Source organism: Leclercia sp. EC_58, from assembly GCF_019584355.1.
GTDB lineage: Bacteria > Pseudomonadota > Gammaproteobacteria > Enterobacterales > Enterobacteriaceae > Enterobacter.
Window position 1 is genome coordinate 3,383,277 of the sequence record NZ_VDAM01000001.1, and the last position, 16,869, is coordinate 3,400,145.

Genomic DNA, 16,869 nt, shown 5'->3' on the forward strand with positions numbered 1-16,869 from the left:
CTTTTTAACTCTTCGGTTATTGAGAAGACAACACCTTACGGTCTGGTTATGTCAGAAACATTACACATTTACTGCAGAAATAATAACCACTCTATTATTGAGCTCATTACTCATTTTGCGCGACCCTGGCCGCAAAAAAGCAATTAAATTATTACATTATGTTGCTACGGCCTTGTCACAATCATTAAATAACCTAATCCTTAATGGGTATTTCGTCCTGTCGAACCTGCCCCGCAGATCCGCAATATGAAAATGGAGAAACATATGAAAGCTGCTGTCGTGACCAAAGACCATCAGGTAGAAGTGACCGAGAAAACCCTGCGCCCGCTGAAACACGGGGAAGCGCTGCTGAAGATGGATTGCTGTGGCGTCTGCCATACCGATCTTCACGTCAAAAACGGTGATTTTGGCGATAAGACCGGGGTGATCCTCGGCCATGAAGGCATCGGTGTCGTCAAGGAGGTTGGCCCTGGCGTCACCTCGCTGAAACCAGGAGATCGCGCCAGCGTGGCGTGGTTCTTCGAAGGCTGCGGCCACTGCGAATACTGTAACTCCGGTAACGAAACCCTGTGCCGTAACGTGAAGAACGCGGGCTACTCTGTGGACGGTGGGATGGCGGAAGAGTGCATCGTCACTGCCGATTATGCGGTAAAAGTGCCGGACGGCCTGGATTCCGCCGCCGCCAGCAGTATCACCTGCGCCGGGGTAACGACCTATAAAGCGGTAAAAGTCTCTGAGATTAAGCCTGGCCAGTGGATCGCTATCTATGGCCTCGGCGGGCTGGGGAACCTTGCATTGCAGTACGCCAAAAACGTGTTCAACGCCAAAGTGATTGCGGTTGATATCAATGATGAACAGCTGAAACTGGCCGAGAGCATGGGCGCCGATCTGGTGGTCAACTCGCGTAATGAAGATGCCGCGAAATTCATCCAGGAAAAGACCGGCGGCGCACACGCTGCGGTGGTAACGGCCGTGGCGAAAGTGGCCTTTAACTCTGCGGTAGATGCCGTTCGCGCCGGTGGCCGTGTGGTCGCCGTGGGCCTGCCGCCGGAAGCGATGAGCCTTGATATTCCACGTCTGGTGCTGGATGGCATTCAGGTGGTGGGCTCGCTGGTGGGCACCCGACAGGATCTGACCGAAGCCTTCCAGTTCGCCGCCGAAGGCAAAGTAGTGCCGAAAGTGGCGCTGCGTCCGCTGGGGGATATCAACGCCATCTTTAAAGAGATGGAGCAAGGCCAGATCCGTGGCCGTATGGTGATCGATTTCCGGTCATAACCCTCGCATGCCCGGCGGCGCTTCGCTTGCCGGGCCTACGGCTATAACCCCCCGCTATCCACTCGTTTGATGTTAACCCTCAGGGCACCTTTGGTTAGTGCAAAGCATACAGCCTCGCGAATAAACCGTGTAAACTACCTTTAGTAGACACTGGCGCGAGGGCAATATGGTCGTTAAACGGTTAAGAAAAGAGGATCGACGGATACAGTTGCTGGAGGTGGCTCGTGGGATTGTACGCCAGCAAGGCACCGAGGCACTGACGCTGGGCTATCTGGCCGAGCGGGCAAACGTCACCAAGCCCATTCCCTACGATCACTTCGGCGATCGTGAAGGGTTGTTGATGGCGCTCTATCAGGATTACAGCGATCGGCAGTTAAAAAAATTCCGTGAGACGCTGAATGTCGACAATAAAACGCTGGAAAACACCGTCCGCTTTTTCAGTGCCGCCTATATTGATTGCGCTATCAGCGCCGGGCCAGAGACAGGGCCTATCGCTGCGGCCCTGTCCGGCTCCCGGGCGCTGCAGACATTCCGGGAAGCCTGCGTTGCCGAATGTGCAGACTGCCTGCGCACGGCGCTCTCCCCCTATATCACCCTGAAAGGGGTACAAGGTGAAGCGGCGCTGACGGCCATTATTGGTGCGGCGGAAGCGCTTAGCACCGCTGCCAGCAACGGGGCACTGGCCCGAAACGTCGCGGAAGATATGCTCTGCGGCGCGATGTTTGGCGTACTGAACACCTGTGCCGACAGCACAAAATGAGTGGTGTTGTCGAATTGACATGTAAGTTACCAATAGTAAGATAGGTGGCAAGTTAACTTGCTGCTGAGGTGGTTATGTCTGTAACACATGTCATAGATAATGCGCTGATCGTGACGGCTCACCCTGTCGAAAATTCGTTATCCCACTCACTGGCGGCGCGAATTGCCGCCCGCTTACGTGAACAAGGCACGCAGGTCGAGATTGCCGATCTCCAAGCTGAAGCCTTTACACCGGCAATGCTGCGTCCCGATCTTGATTTGTATCACGGGGATGCCAGCGCCCCTCCTGCCGATATCCGGCGTGAGCAACAGCGTGTGGAGCGGGCAGATATGCTGGTGTTTGTCTTCCCGATCTACTGGTGGTCCGTTCCGGGTCTGCTGAAAGGCTGGTTTGATCGGGTACTCACCCTGAACTGGGCGTACAAAGTGGCGGAAGACGGCAGGATTGTGGGTAACTTACGCGATGTACCGGTACGCCTTGTCGCGACGGCGGGCAGCGATCTCAAGGGCTTTGATAAACACGGCTATTCGACGGCGATACGAACCCAGTTAGTTGAAGGCGTTTTCGGCTTTTGCGGCCTGAAGAATGTCACGCTGGACATTCTTTATCAGGCCGATACCGCCTCGCCGGAGCAAGTTGAAGATTTCCTGAAAAACCTCGAAAGCGTGATGTGAGTGCTTTTTGCCGGGTGGCGCTTCGCTTCCCCGGCCTACAAAAGCCAGGCCGGGGAAAACGTAGGCCCGTGCAAGCGCTGCGCCGCCGGGCAATCAGCGCGCACGTTGCTTAGGCTATCGCCTGTGCGTTAGCCTCTCCCCGCCGCGCTTTCAGACGGCCATAAATCAATAGCGACGACATGGCGCAGAACGACAGCAGCGCCGCCGGTAACGTGACGTAACTCCAGCTAAAGCCCAGCGTAATCATCATCCCGCCAAAGTACGCCCCAATGGCGCTACCGAGATTAAACGCCACCTGCCCGCCTGCCGCACCGAGCATTTCCCCGCCCTGCGCATTCTGCAAAAGCAGGATCTGCAACGGTGCCGACAACGCAAACAGCCCGGCACAGCAGATACAGCCCATCACCAGCGAGGCCGCAGGGAACGCACCGAAGGCAAACAGCAGCAGCAGGGAGAGTACAATGACCAGATCGGTGAAGGCTGCAATCCGCAGCGGGCTGTAGCGCCCGGACAATTTGCCACTGAACAGGTTTCCCAGCACCATGCCGAGCCCCATCAGCATCATGATCGCGGTCATCACCCCTTCGGAAAAGCCCGACACGTTGATCATGAAAGGCTTAACGAAGCTGAACCAGGCAAAGACCCCGGCGTTGCCGAACATGGTGGCGGCGAAGATAAACCACGGCTCCGGCTTTTTCAGGAAGAGAAACTGTTCCCGCAGACGGGTCTGCGATTTATCGAACGTCTGCGGCACCCACAGGGCGACAGAGAGCAGCACCAGCAGATTGAATGCGGCAATCAGGAAGAAGGTGTAGCGCCAGCTGAACTGGTGCCCAAGCCAGGTGCCAAGCGGTACGCCGGCAAGATTGGCGACCGTCATCCCGGCAATCATCCCTGCTACCGCCAGCGTCACTTTGCCCGGCGGCGCAATGCGAGAGAGAAGAATGGTGCCGACGCCGAAGAACGCACCGTGTGGAAAGCCGGAAACCAGCCGTCCGATCGCCAGCATGGTGTACGAGCTGGAGAAAGTAAAAATCGCATTGCCAATCAGACAGAGCGTTACCAGAAACAACAGAATGGTTTTAAGCGAAAACTTGCTGGAAAAGAGCGCGATAATCGGCGCGCCAATCACTACCCCGAAGGCGTAAAACGAAATCATATTCCCGGCGGAGGGAATAGTGATCCCCACATCCCGCGCCAGCTCGGTTAATACACCCATAATGCCAAATTCGGCCATCCCCAGACCGAACGTGCCAAGCGCTAACGAAAACACCGTCTTTTTCATACCACAGCCACTTGTTAAAAAAATGCGACAGACATTATTGAACAATCTTGTATGGTGAGCCAGTTCAAATCGCGCCGCTGGCAGCTTCATCCATTATTTCGGGTGGGGTGTGAATATTTTCCACCAATCCCCCTGTCCGTGATTACACTTCAAAGTGTTATGTCACACCGTCCCGGCAGAAACCCTGAAAGGAACGCATCATGGCAGATAAAAAGAAAAGCAAACCCGTTGCGACTAACACGCCTCCCGCCCCCCTTAAACGCAAGGAATATGAAAAAGAGCTGCATCGCCTGCATGAGGAGCTGGTAACGCTTCAGCGCTGGGTGGTGAGTAAGGGCCTGAAGGTGTGCGTCGTCTTTGAAGGGCGCGATGGCGCCGGAAAAGGGGGCACGATCAAAGCCCTGACAGAGCGCGTCAGCCCACGCGTGTTCCGGGTGGTGGCGCTGCCCGCCCCGACGGAAAAGGAAAAAAGCCAGCTCTACTTCCAGCGCTACGTGCCGTATCTGCCCTCGGCGGGGGAAATCGTGATTTTCGACCACAGCTGGTACAACCGCGCGGGGGTGGAACGGGTAATGGGGTTCTGTACGGAAGAGCAAGTAGAGAAATTTCTCGACGGTGCGCCCATCATTGAAAAAGCGATGGTCGATGCGGGCATTATTCTCATTAAATACTGGCTGGAAGTGACGCCTAAAGAGCAGGAGCGTCGTCTGCGCGACCGCATTAACGACGGGCGAAAAACCTGGAAGCTCTCCCCAATGGACATTAAATCCTTCACCCGCTGGGATGAATACACCGAAGCGCGCGATGCGATGTTCGCCGCCACCGACACCGCATGGGCCCCGTGGTTTGTCGCCCGCTCCGAAGATAAAAAGCGCGTGCGGCTGAATATTATCTCGCACCTGCTGTCGCAGATTCCCTATAAAGATATTCCAGAGGAACCGGTGAAATTACCGAAACGAAAAATCGGCAAAGTTAAGCCGACCGCTTATCCGTTCCGTTATATTAAAGAGAAATTCTGAGTATCGCCCTCCCGGTTCTTTATCGGGAGGATGCAATTTAACTATTACAGACGAAGCGAAATTGTCTTTATTCTTCAGGATGGATATGACATTGCCCGTAAAGAAGAACTAACTCATGGAAACAAGTATTAAGGAAAAGAACGCCGGCAAGGAGCATTAAACCCGCTCCGAAACACCGTCCGGAGCGGGGGATTTTCCCCGTAGGCCCGCGCAAGCGCAGCGCCGCCGGGCAACAGAGCACCTTACTTCATCCCTTCACTCGCATCTTTTTGCGCTTCCATACGCTCCACATCCTGATACCAGCGCGGATGGTGTTTCTGCGCCCAGCGGCGGCTCACCTTCCCTTCGATCATCCCTTTAATCGAGCCTTTGACCCAGAACGCCATATACATATGGATCAGAATGGCGTGGATCAAAATAATGGCCGAGGTCGCATGGATCAGCAGGCTGTAACGCACCACCTGCATCGGGAAGTACTGGGCAAAGTACGGACGCCAGATAATGACGCCGGTCACCAGCAGCACAAAAATCATGCTCATGATGGTCCAGAACATCATCTTCTGCCCGGCGTTGTATTTACCCACTCTCGCAACTTTATGCTCGTTGCCCTTCAGCACCTCAACAATGCCCTTCAGCCAGGGAATATCCTGCTTGTCCGGGATGTTGTGATGCACAAAACGCACAAACATAAACATCAGCGCCACGAAAATCAGCCCCCCGAAGAACGGATGCAGAATACGGCCCATCTGCGGGGTGCCGAAGGTCTCCGTCAGCCATTGCAGGGTCGGGAAGAAGAACGAAATCCCCGACAATGACACCAGGAAGAAGCAGATCACTACCGTCCAGTGACAGGCGCGGTCGATAAACTTCGTGCGCACAATCATTTTCGATTTAGTCATGATGCTCCTCCTCATCGTCATCCACCTCTTTGTTCGGCCCGATACCCACGTAGTGATAAATCAACCCGGCAAAGGTGGCGATAAAGCCCGCCGCAGAGAGCGGCTTCAGCGCCCCTTTCCACAGGTTGATGGAGGTATCGATCGCCGGGTCCTTCGGCAGGTTGTGATACAGTTCCGGCTGGTCGAGATGGTGCAGAACATACATCACGTGCGTTCCGCCCACCCCCTGCGGGTTATAAATGCCCGCATTGGCATAGCCGCGCGCTTTCAGCTTATCCACCCGCTGCTGCGCCACTTCCAGCATCTCCTTTTTGGTGCCAAAGTGGATCGCCCCGGTCGGACAGGTCTTCACGCAGGCAGGCTCCTGGCCGACGCTGACGCGATCCACGCAGAGGGTGCATTTGTAGACGCGGTTATCCTCTTTACTGAGGCGCGGCACGTTGAACGGACACCCGGCGATGCAGTACCCGCAGCCGATGCAGTTCTCCTGCTGGAAATCGACGATGCCGTTGGCGTATTGAATAATCGCCCCGGCGGACGGGCAGGCTTTCAGACAGCCCGGCTCCTCGCAGTGCATGCAGCCGTCTTTACGGATCAGCCACTCCAGCTTGCCGTTCTGATCGGTTTCGCTAAAGCGCATTACCGTCCAGGATTTGGCGCTCAGATCCGCCGGGTTATCGTAAACCCCAACGCAGTGCCCCACCTCGTCGCGGATATCGTTCCACTCTGAACAGGCCACCTGGCAGGCTTTACAGCCCACGCAGGAGGAGACATCGATCAGCTTTGCCACTTCCGCCTTGTAGTCCCGCGCGCGGGGCGCGGGGGTAAAGCCGTTAGTGGCGGAGCGTTTGATGACGTCTTGTGTTTCCATCGACATTTATTCGCTCCTTATGCTTTCTCGATGTTGACCAGGAACGCCTTGTACTCTGGCGTTTGCGAGTTGGAATCCCCCACCGCAGGCGTCAGGGTGTTGGCGATATAGCCTTTCTGTGCCACCCCTTCAAAGCCCCAGTGCAGCGGAATACCCACGGTTTCCACCTGCTGGCCGTGAACGTTCAGGGCCTGCAGACGACGGGTGACCACCGCCACGGCGCGAATAAACCCGCGCTGGCTGCTGACCTTAACGCGATCGCCGTTGGCAATCCCTTTGGCCTTCGCCAGGGTTTCGCTGATCTCCACAAATTGCTCCGGCTGGGCGATGGCATTCAGTCGCGCATGCTTAGTCCAGGTGTGGAAGTGCTCAGTCAGGCGATAGGTAGTGCCGACGTACGGGAACTTGTCTTTCTTGCCCATGCGCACAACATCTTCCTGATAGACACGCACCACCGGACTGGAGACCACGTTCGGGTGCAGCGGGTTGGTGCCGAGCGGCGTTTCCATCGGCTCGTAGTGTTCCGGGAATGGCCCTTCCGCCAGCTTGTCGATGGCAAACAGTCGTCCCAGCCCTTCCGGCTGCATGATAAACGGCCCGGTGTTGCTGCCCGGCGCGGCGGTGTTGAAGTCCGGAATATCATTTCCGGTCCACTTCGTGCCGTTCCACTGGATCAGCATCCGTTTCGCATCCCACGGCTTGCCGTTGATATCCGCCGAGGCACGGTTGTAGAGCACGCGACGGTTAAGCGGCCAAGCCCAGGCCCAGCCCAGCGTATTGCCCAGCCCGGACGGGTCGGCGTTATCGCGGTTAGCCATCTGGTTGCCCTGCTCGGTCCAGCTCCCGGTGTAAATCCAGCAGGAAGAGGAGGTGGTACCGTCATCGCGCAGTTGGGCGAAGCTGCTCAGCAGCTGGCCTTTTTTCGCGATAAGCGCGCCACTGGCATCATAGAGATCCGCCAGCGCACGGCCGTTATTCTCTTTCGCCACTTCTTCCGATTCCGGGTGATCCGGCTGTTTGTAGTGCCAGTTCATCCGCAGCAGCGGCTCAACGCCCTTCCCGCCTTCAGTGCGGTACATCTCACGCAGGCGATGGAAAATCCCGGCCAGGATCTCGCCGTCGTTGCGCGCTTCACCCGGCGCATCCTGTCCTTTCCAGTGCCACTGCAGCCAGCGACCGGAGTTGGCGATAGAGCCATCCTCTTCGGCAAAACAGGTTGAGGGCAGACGGAACACTTCGGTCTGAATGGAGGCGGGATCCACATCGTTCATCTCGCCGTGGTTCTGCCAGAAGTGCGAGGTTTCCGTCACCAGCGGGTCGATCACCACCATGTACTTCAGCTTGCTGAGGCTGGCGACAATCTTGTTTTTGTCCGGGAACGACGCCACCGGGTTAAAGCCCTGGCAGATGTAACCCGTCACGTCGCCCTTCGCCATCATGTTGAAATACTTGATGACGTCGTAAGCCTGGTCCCATTTCGGCAGCCAGTTAAAGCCCCAGTCGTTCTCCTTCTGCGCCGCATCGCCATAGAACGATTTCATCAGGCTGACGAAGAACTTCGGATAGTTGCTCCAGTAGTTCACCTGATCCGGCAGGGTCGCTTTTGGTGTGTTCGCCGTCAGGTAGGTTTGCAGATCGGTCTGTTTTTCCGACGGCAGGGTCAGATAACCCGGCAGACTGGTAGAGAGCAGCCCCAGGTCGGTAAGGCCCTGAATGTTGGAGTGACCGCGCAGGGCGTTTACGCCGCCACCGGCCATGCCCATGTTGCCGAGCAGGAGCTGGATCATCGCCATGGTACGGATGTTCTGCGCACCCACGGTGTGTTGCGTCCAGCCCAGCGCGTAGAGGAACGTCGTGGTTCTGTCCGCGGCACTGGTGGAGGCCAGCACTTCACACACTTTCAGGAAATCCGCCTTTGGCGTGCCGCAGATGTTCTCCACCACCTCTGGCGTATAGCGGGAGACGTGCTGCTTCAGCAGGTTCCAGACGCAGCGCGGGTCGGTCAGGGTTTCATCGCGTTTCGCATAACCGTTTTCATCGAACTGATAGTTCCATGAGGATTTATCGTACTGGCGTTTTTCGGCGTCATAGCCGCTGAACAGCCCGTCCTCAAAGGCAAAATCTTCCCGCACCAGCAGGTTCGCGTTGGTGTAGTGCTTAACGTACTCGGCGTTAATTTTATTGTTTTCGATCAGGTACAGCAGCACGCCAGACAGGAACGTAATGTCCGTACCGGAGCGGATCGGCGCATAGATATCGGCCACCGATGCTGTACGCGTAAAGCGCGGATCGACGACGATCAGCGTCGCGTCATTGTTATTTTTCGCTTCCATCGCCCAGCGGAATCCCACCGGATGGGCTTCAGCGGCGTTACCGCCCATCACCACCACGACGTTAGCGTTTTTGATATCAACCCAGTGGTTGGTCATCGCACCGCGACCAAATGTTGGAGCAAGACTTGCTACCGTTGGTCCGTGTCAGACGCGCGCCTGGTTGTCTACCGCCAGCATGCCGAGTGAGCGCACAAATTTTTGCGTCAGCATGCCGGTTTCATTACTCGCCGCCGAGGCGCAGAGCATCCCGGTGGAGAGCCAGCGGTTGACCGTTACACCCTGTTCGTTGGTCTCAACGAAGTTGGCGTCGCGGTCGGCTTTCATCAATCTCGCAATGCGGGTGAAGGCCTCATCCCAGGAGATGCGCTGCCATTTATCGGAGCCCGGCGCGCGGTATTCCGGGTAACGCAGACGGTTGTCGCTGTGGACATAGTCCAGCAGACCTGCCCCTTTCGGGCAGAGCGCCCCGCGGCTGACCGGATGATCCGCATCGCCTTCAATATGATAAATCGACGCTTTGGCGTTCTTCGCGCCATCACCCAGGCTATACATCAATAGCCCGCATCCCACGGAGCAGTATGTGCAGGTGTTGCGGATCTCTTTGGCGCGCAGCAACTTATAGTTGCGCGCCTGAGCCAGCGCCATTTTGGGGGCAAACCCCAGAGCGGCTACTGTTGTCCCGGCCATACCGCCCGCGCAGATTTTAAAAAACTGTCTGCGACTGACGTCCATCGTTGTCCTCGTTAGATCATTGAGAAGTCCGGCGGAAAACTAACAGCAAAGCCCCTGTTTTTTTTGCGGCAAATCAATATCGCCGATCTTCGCCCTCTTAATAGTCAGCGCTGGCGGCTTTTACTAATGCTAAAGGGTTACTTCGGCACAGATAAATTCGCGGAAGGTACTGAAACAGTGCTATAAATTTGCCCCTTAAATTGATAGCCGGTGGAAATGCGATGGAGAGAAAAAAAGCCACCCTGGTCGGTCTGGCCGCGATCGTGCTCTGGAGCACGATGGTGGGTCTGATTAGGGGCGTTAGCGAGGGATTAGGTCCGGTTGGGGGCGCGGCGGCAATCTATACGCTGAGCGGTTTACTCTGTCTGGTAACGGTGGGTTTCCCCAGGCTACGTCGTTTCTCGCCCCGCTATCTCATTGCCGGCAGCGTGCTCTTTGTCAGCTATGAAATCTGTCTTGCCCTCTCGTTAGGCTATGCCGCCACCCGCCACCAGGCAATTGAGGTGGGGATGGTGAACTATCTCTGGCCGAGCCTGACCATCGTGTTCGCCATTCTGTTCAACGGGCAGAAAACCACCCTGTGGGTGATCCCGGGTCTGATCATCGCCCTGCTGGGAGTGAGCTGGGTATTAGGCGGCGAAAACGGGCTGAACCCAACGGATATCGCCCGCAACATCGTCTCCAACCCGCTAAGTTACGGCCTTGCGTTCGTTGGCGCCTTTATCTGGGCAGCCTACTGCACCGTGACCAGTAAATACGCCAACGGCCAGAACGGGATCACCCTGTTTGTATTGCTCACCGCCCTGACCCTGTGGCTGAAATATGCTTTCAGCCCGCAGCCGGAGATGGTGTTTAGCGTGCCGGTGGTGATCAAACTTTTGATGTGCGGCGTGGCGCTGGGGTTTGGCTACGCGTCGTGGAATATCGGTATCTTGCACGGCAACGTGACGCTGCTGGCGGCAGCATCCTATTTCACCCCGGTACTGTCAGCGGCACTGGCAGCGGTGCTGCTGAATGCGCCGCTGTCGTTCAGCTTCTGGCAAGGGGCGATGATGGTGTGCGCTGGCTCGCTATTGTGCTGGTACGCCACGCGGGCCCGTAGGGGTTGAGTTTTGTAGGCCGTGTAAGGCGAAGCCGCCACCCGGCATTGTTGCTCCGGCACAGTCTGATTCCCCTAACTCTCTCCCTCAAGGGAGAGGTTACTGTTCCGCCGCAACCAGTTCTGAAGCAACTTCCCGTCCTGACTCATCTCTCCATCCTGACGCACGCACAGGTAGTAATCCCGGCCATCGTCGATAGGGAGATCGAAGATCTTCACCAGCTCACCGCTCTCCAGATAGGGCGCAATCAACGGCTCGCGCATCAGGGCGCAGCCCAGCCCCGCCTGCACGCCCGCCAGGGTTAACAGCCCGTCTTCAAACATCGGGCCGCTGCGCCGCAGCGGGCGTTTTACCCCCTGCTGGATAAACCACTGCTGCCAGGTGGTGCGCTCCTCATCATGCAGGAGCGGCATTTGCAGCAGCTGTTCGGGGGTATCGATATGCCCGTGCAGGCGCAAAAACGCCCGGCTACAGACTGGCACCATCTGCCCGGAGATCAGCTTTTCGCTCTGGTAGCCCGCCCACTGCCCATTGCCGAAGCGGATCGACATATCCGAAGCATCGCTCAGGTAGTTGCGGTGATTGGCGTAGACCACGTTAATTTCGGTCTGTGGGTTAGCCCGCATAAACCCGGGCAGGCGCGGGATAAACCACCCCATGCCAAAAAGCGGGATCAGGCTGATGGTCACCTGGCGGGTCTGCACCTGCTCCAGCAGATGCCCGGTGGCCTGGCGCAGCACATTAAAGGCCGCGCGAATGGAGCGGTAATAATCCCGCCCCTGCTGGCTCAGGATCAGCCCGCAGCCCTGACGCTCGGTGAGCGGCATCTGTAAATACCCTTCCAGCACTTTCAGCTGATGACTCACCGCCGAGGGCGATATGTCCAGCTCCTGGGCCGCCTGCGTCACGCTGCCCAGCCGCGCTATCGCCTCAAAGGCCCGCACTGCACGGAGCGGTGGATCGTTCGCCAGCCGGCTCTCGGCAAAGGCCGACAACGCCAGGGATTGTTCTGTTTTATTCATATATTGATCTGTCATGGATAATCCGGTTAATCAACCATTTATAATAATCATTAAAATCAATTAGATAGTGCAAGCTCCAAAAATCATAAGAAAGAATATATGCGTATTTCACAATTTAATTCAATTATTAGATGTTAGCCGCTGAAAAGAGCAATTTGTCGGGTAACAACGTTGGACACACTCATTCAACAACTGATCAACGGCGTGATGCTGGGCAGCATCTACGCGCTGATCGCGCTGGGCTATACCATGGTGTATGGCATTTTGCGCATTATTAACTTCGCCCATGGCGATATTTTGATGGTCGGCGCGCTGACCACCCTGTCGGCGCTGAATCTCCTGAATGGCTATTTCCCCGCCATGCCACAGCTGCTGCAGCTCAGCTTTGCGCTGCTGATCGCCATGGCGGTCTGCGCCCTGCTGGCGATGGCCGTTGAGCGCTTTGCCTACCGCCGCCTGCGTAATGCCCCGCGGCTGGCACCGTTGATCTCCGGGATTGGCGTATCGGTGCTGCTGCAAACCGTGGCGATGATTATCTGGTCGCGTAATCCGCTGATGTTCCCGCAGATCCTGCCGATGGACCCGATTGCCATCACGGCGGGCAGCGAGGCGCATCCCCCGGCGATTGTCACGGTCACCGGCATCGTCACCGTGGCGCTGGCGCTGATCGTCATGACCGGCCTGTGGCTTCTGGTGGAGTACACCCGCCTCGGCCGCGGTATGCGCGCGGTGGCTGAAAACCCACGCGTCGCCACCCTGATGGGCGTTAATCCAAACGCTATCATCACCCTGACCTTTGCGATTGGTGGCATTTTTGCCGCGCTGGCCGGGGTGATGATGGCCAGCAACTACGGCAACGCCAGCTTCTCGATGGGCTTTCTGCCGGGCATTAAAGCCTTTACCGCAGCCGTTCTCGGCGGCATCGGCAATATTCGCGGAGCGATGATTGGCGGGATCCTGCTCGGCATTATCGAAGCGCTGGGTGCCGGTTATCTGGGCGAGTTGACTCACGGCGTGTTCGGCAGCAACTACCAGGACGTGTTCGCCTTTATCGTGCTGATTCTGGTGCTGGTCTTCCGTCCGGCAGGTCTGTTGGGCGAGCGCGTGGCGCACAGGGCGTAAGGGAAAATCATGACTGCCATTGAAATCAAAACCCCGACGGCCAGCGGTAAATTCTGGTCCGGCATGACGCTCTTCGTGCTTGCCCTGCTGCTTGCGCCGGTCGTGGCTACCCAGCTGGGCGGCAACTACTGGGTGCGGGTGATCGACTTCGCCCTGCTCTATATCATGCTGGCGCTGGGGCTGAATATCGTTGTCGGCTACACCGGCCTGCTGGATATGGGCTTTATCGCCTTCTATGCCGTTGGCGCCTATCTGGCGGCGCTTATGGCGTCACCGCATCTCGCAGAGGTGTTCCCGATCCTGAACCTCTGGTTCCCGGACGGGCTGCACACCTCGTACCTGCTGATTATCCCGATTGCAGCGCTGGTCGCGGCGGTGTGCGGCATTCTGCTGGGTGCCCCGACGCTGAAGCTGCGTGGGGATTACCTGGCGATTGTGACCCTCGGCTTCGGGGAGATCATCCGCATTCTGATGCGTAACCTCGACCGCCCGGTGAACATCACCAACGGCGCAAAAGGTATTACCGGCGTTGACACCCTCAACCTGTTTGGCCTGAAGTTCAGCGGCGTTTACCACTGGTTCGGCGTCAAAGTGCCCGCCCTGTGGCTCTGGTACTACCTGCTGATGCTGGTGATTGTCGGGATCATTTTTGTCTGCCTTCGCCTGCAACACTCACGCATTGGCCGGGCGTGGCACGCTATCCGTGAAGACGAAGACGTCGCCCGGGCAATGGGTATCAACGTGCGCAACTTTAAGCTGCTGGCCTTTGCCATGGGTGCCTCCTTTGGCGGTGTGGCCGGGGCGCTGTTCGGCGCCTTCCAGGGCTTTGTCTCGCCGGAATCATTCACCCTGCAGGAGTCCATTGCCGTGCTGGCGATGGTGGTGCTGGGAGGGATGGGCCATATCCCGGGGGTGATCCTCGGCGCGGTACTGCTCACCGCCCTGCCGGAGCTGCTGCGCAGTCAGGCGGCCCCGGTGCAGCAGGCGCTGTTTGGTTCGGTACTGATTGATCCGGAGATCCTGCGTCAGCTGTTTTACGGCCTGGCGCTGGTGCTGGTGATGCTGGTTCGCCCGTCGGGCATCTGGCCGAAGCGCCACAAGGAGGTAAAAGCATGAGCCTGTTAACCGTGCGCAATATGTCCAAACGCTTTGGCGGCCTTACCGCCGTGGATAACGTCTCGCTGTCGATTAATAAGGGGGAGATCTACGGCCTGATTGGCCCCAACGGCGCGGGCAAAACCACCTGCTTTAACCTAATCACCGGCCTGTATCCCGCTGACAGTGGTGAGTTCGCCATTGCCGATAAGCCCTACTTCCCGACTCAGATCGAGAAGGTAACCGCCGCGGGCATCGCCCGTACCTTCCAGAACGTGCGTCTGTTTAACGAGATGTCGGTGCTGGAGAACGTGATGGTGGGTCGCCACGTGCGCACCCACAACGGACTCTGGGCGGCGTTGAGCCGTCACAAACGCGCCCGGGCAGAAGAAGCTCAGACCCTTGAGCAGGCCTGGCACTGGCTGGCGTACACCGGCATTGCGAAGTTTGCCCACTACCGCGCCTGCGATCTGGCTTACGGCCATCAGCGGCGGCTGGAGATCGCCCGCGCGCTGGCGACCGATCCGCTGCTGCTGGCGCTGGATGAACCCGCCGCCGGGATGAACGCGGCGGAGAAAGTGGCTCTCGGCGAGTTGCTGACCCGTATTCGTGACGATGGCAAAACCCTGCTGATGATTGAACACGACGTCAAGCTGGTGATGGGGATCAGCGATCGCCTCACGGTGCTGGATTACGGCAAAACGCTGGCCAGCGGCACCCCGGACAGCGTGCGTCGCGACCCGGCAGTGATCGCCGCCTGGCTTGGAGGCAATGCCCATGTCTGAATTACTGAAAGTGGAACGTCTGGACGTGCATTACGGCGGTATCCAGGCGGTGCGCGAGGTCTCCTTTAGCCTGCGTGAAGGCGAACAGGCCACGCTGATCGGTGCCAACGGCGCGGGCAAAAGCTCCACCGTACGGGCCATCACCGGGCTGGAGCGTTTTGGCGGCAACATCGAATTTAACGGCAAAGCGGTCCGCAAACAGAAAGCCGAAGCGCTGCTGCGCGACGGGCTGGTGATGGTTCCGGAAGGCCGGGGCATCTTCGCCCGCATGACGGTGCTGGAGAACCTGCAAATGGGGGCCTGGCTTCGACGTGACGCTGTCACCGTCAGGCAGGAGATGAACGAGATTTTCGAACGGTTCCCGCGTCTGGGCGAACGCCAGCACCAGCTGGCCGGACTGCTCTCGGGCGGGGAACAGCAGCTCTTAGCCCTGAACCGCGCCCTGCTCAGCCGCCCGCGCCTGCTGATCCTCGACGAACCCTCGATGGGCCTGGCGCCCAAAATGGTCGAGAACATTTTTGCCGTCATCGCCGGACTGCGCGAGCGCGGCGTGGCGTTGTTGCTGATCGAGCAAAACGCCCGGCTGGCGCTGGAGGTGACCGATCAGGCCTGGGTGATGGACAGCGGCAGCATCGTCCATCACGGCGAGTCCAGGGCGATGCTCGACGACGACCAGATTGCACAGATTTATTTGGGTGAAATGCCCGCTTAACACACCAACCAATATCAGGGAAAAATAATGAAAACCATTAAAATCAGTGCGCTCAGCGCGGCCATTATGCTCAGCGGGTTTGCCTCCACGGGTGCCTGGGCCGCCGACAGTGAAACCGTGGTGATTGGCCTGGCGGGCCCGCTGACCGGCCCGTCTGCCCGTATCGGTAAAGATCTGGAGAACGGTGCGCAGCTGGCGATTGACGATATCAACAAACAGCATCCGACCATCGGCGGCAAGGCGGTGACCTTCAAGCTGCAGTCGGAAGATGACCAGTCGGATCCGCGCACCGCCGTGGCTGTGGCTCAGCGTCTGGTGGACAGCAATGTGGCTGGCGTGGTCGGCCACTGGAACACCGGCACCAGCATCCCGGCGGCCCGCGTCTATCACGATGCCGGTATCGCTCAGGTGGCTCCCGTTGCCACCGGTCATGCCTATACCAGACAGGGGTTCGACACCAGCTTCCGCGTGATGGGCCACGACGATGACGGCGGCCAGTTTGCCGGACAGTACGCGGTAAATACCCTGAAAGCCAAACGCATCGCGGTTATCGACGATCGTACCGCCTTTGGTCAGGGCCTGGCGGATGAGTTTATTAAATCGCTGGAAGCCCAGGGCGTGAAGATTGTTGACCGTCAGTACGTGGACGATAAAACCGTTGACTTTAGCGCCGTACTGACCGCCATTCGCAGTAAGAACGCCGATCTCATCTTCTTCGGCGGCGTGGACAGCCAGGCGGCACCGCTGGCGCGTCGTATCAAACAGCTGGGTATGAAGACTACCCTGATGGGCGCAGGCGGCTTTGTCAGCCAGACCTTCCTGCAGCTGGCGCAGAAAGAGGGTGAAGGCGTTGTCGCGCTGGAACCGGGCCTGCCGGTGGATCAGATGCCGGGCGGCAAGACCTTCGAGCAGGCATACCAGTCCCGCTACCACACCCATATCGAACTGCACGCCCCCTTCGCCTATGACGCCACCCGCGTACTGGTTGCCGCGATGGAAAAAGCCGACTCGGTTGATCCGGCAGAGTACCTGCCTGCCCTGCGCGCCATCAGCTACTCCGGCGTCACCGGGCAGATCGCCTTTGACGATCAGGGCAACCTGAAGGCTCCGTCCTTCACCGTCTATAAAGTGGTCGATGGCAAATGGCAGCCGCAAACCGTGCTCGGCGGCGCAAAAGCTAAGTAA

General features: G+C 57.8%; 15 protein-coding genes. 10 read left to right on the top strand and 5 right to left on the bottom strand.

The window, feature by feature from the left end:
* The first annotated feature begins 264 nt into the window (after window positions 1–264).
* The 3 genes from adhP to FHC51_RS16625 all read left to right on the top strand — a co-directional run bounded on the left by adhP (window position 265) and on the right by FHC51_RS16625 (window position 2,709).
* Window positions 265–1,275, top strand: coding sequence for an alcohol dehydrogenase AdhP (adhP, locus tag FHC51_RS16615; protein WP_103821973.1), 1,011 nt, complete (start codon window positions 265–267; stop codon window positions 1,273–1,275).
* Between the two features lie 166 nt (window positions 1,276–1,441).
* A complete protein-coding gene (locus tag FHC51_RS16620) occupies window positions 1,442–2,035 on the top strand; it encodes a TetR/AcrR family transcriptional regulator (RefSeq protein WP_220436095.1) in 594 nt (197 codons plus the stop codon).
* 74 nt (window positions 2,036–2,109) lie between these two features.
* On the top strand, window positions 2,110–2,709 hold the full coding sequence (locus tag FHC51_RS16625; RefSeq protein WP_220436096.1) for an NAD(P)H-dependent oxidoreductase: 600 nt from the start codon (window positions 2,110–2,112) through the stop codon (window positions 2,707–2,709).
* A gap of 109 nt (window positions 2,710–2,818) precedes the next feature.
* Here the strand turns inward: FHC51_RS16625 and araJ are convergent, their stop codons facing one another.
* Entirely contained in the window at window positions 2,819–3,994 is a 1,176-nt protein-coding gene (gene araJ, locus FHC51_RS16630) for an MFS transporter AraJ (protein ID WP_220436097.1), read from the bottom strand.
* A 200-nt stretch (window positions 3,995–4,194) separates the two neighbouring features.
* Between araJ and ppk2 the strand changes: the two genes are divergently transcribed.
* Window positions 4,195–5,013 carry a polyphosphate kinase 2 gene (ppk2, locus tag FHC51_RS16635; protein ID WP_220436098.1) on the top strand — a complete coding sequence of 273 codons (819 nt, stop codon included), beginning with the start codon at window positions 4,195–4,197 and terminating at the stop codon, window positions 5,011–5,013.
* A gap of 242 nt (window positions 5,014–5,255) precedes the next feature.
* On the opposite strand, the gene fdnI is transcribed toward ppk2, so the two are convergent.
* The 3 genes from fdnI to fdnG are packed head-to-tail and all read right to left on the bottom strand — an operon-like array spanning window position 5,256 to window position 9,848.
* Window positions 5,256–5,912, bottom strand: a complete 657-nt coding sequence (gene fdnI, locus FHC51_RS16640) for a formate dehydrogenase-N subunit gamma (RefSeq protein WP_220436099.1) — start codon at window positions 5,910–5,912, stop codon at window positions 5,256–5,258.
* Complete coding sequence (fdxH, locus tag FHC51_RS16645; protein ID WP_114314942.1) at window positions 5,905–6,789, bottom strand: formate dehydrogenase subunit beta; 885 nt, start codon at window positions 6,787–6,789, stop codon at window positions 5,905–5,907. Before fdxH ends, fdnI begins: the two co-directional genes overlap by 8 nt.
* A gap of 11 nt (window positions 6,790–6,800) precedes the next feature.
* A complete protein-coding gene (gene fdnG, locus FHC51_RS16650; protein WP_220436100.1) occupies window positions 6,801–9,848 on the bottom strand; it encodes a formate dehydrogenase-N subunit alpha in 3,048 nt (1,015 codons plus the stop codon).
* 221 nt (window positions 9,849–10,069) lie between these two features.
* On the opposite strand from fdnG, the gene yddG reads away from it, so the two are divergent.
* Window positions 10,070–10,957 (top strand): aromatic amino acid DMT transporter YddG, encoded by an 888-nt coding sequence (yddG, locus tag FHC51_RS16655; RefSeq protein ID WP_114314939.1) that lies wholly within the window; start codon window positions 10,070–10,072, stop codon window positions 10,955–10,957.
* Between the two features lie 65 nt (window positions 10,958–11,022).
* Here the strand turns inward: yddG and FHC51_RS16660 are convergent, their stop codons facing one another.
* On the bottom strand, window positions 11,023–11,970 hold the full coding sequence (locus tag FHC51_RS16660) for a LysR substrate-binding domain-containing protein (protein WP_220436714.1): 948 nt from the start codon (window positions 11,968–11,970) through the stop codon (window positions 11,023–11,025).
* Window positions 11,971–12,141: 171 nt separating this feature from the next.
* Here FHC51_RS16660 and FHC51_RS16665 point away from each other — a divergent pair, with 171 nt between their 5' ends.
* The 5 genes from FHC51_RS16665 to FHC51_RS16685 are packed head-to-tail and all read left to right on the top strand — an operon-like array spanning window position 12,142 to window position 16,869.
* A complete protein-coding gene (locus FHC51_RS16665; RefSeq protein ID WP_220436101.1) occupies window positions 12,142–13,092 on the top strand; it encodes a branched-chain amino acid ABC transporter permease in 951 nt (316 codons plus the stop codon).
* Between the two features lie 9 nt (window positions 13,093–13,101).
* The gene (locus FHC51_RS16670) at window positions 13,102–14,208 is read left to right on the top strand and encodes a branched-chain amino acid ABC transporter permease (RefSeq protein ID WP_220436102.1); all 1,107 of its coding nucleotides are present in this window, start codon (window positions 13,102–13,104) and stop codon (window positions 14,206–14,208) included.
* Entirely contained in the window at window positions 14,205–14,972 is a 768-nt protein-coding gene (locus FHC51_RS16675) for an ABC transporter ATP-binding protein (protein WP_220436103.1), read from the top strand. Before FHC51_RS16670 ends, FHC51_RS16675 begins: the two co-directional genes overlap by 4 nt.
* On the top strand, window positions 14,965–15,684 hold the full coding sequence (locus tag FHC51_RS16680; RefSeq protein WP_103821994.1) for an ABC transporter ATP-binding protein: 720 nt from the start codon (window positions 14,965–14,967) through the stop codon (window positions 15,682–15,684). Before FHC51_RS16675 ends, FHC51_RS16680 begins: the two co-directional genes overlap by 8 nt.
* A 27-nt stretch (window positions 15,685–15,711) precedes the next feature.
* Entirely contained in the window at window positions 15,712–16,869 is a 1,158-nt protein-coding gene (locus FHC51_RS16685; protein WP_220436104.1) for a branched-chain amino acid ABC transporter substrate-binding protein, read from the top strand.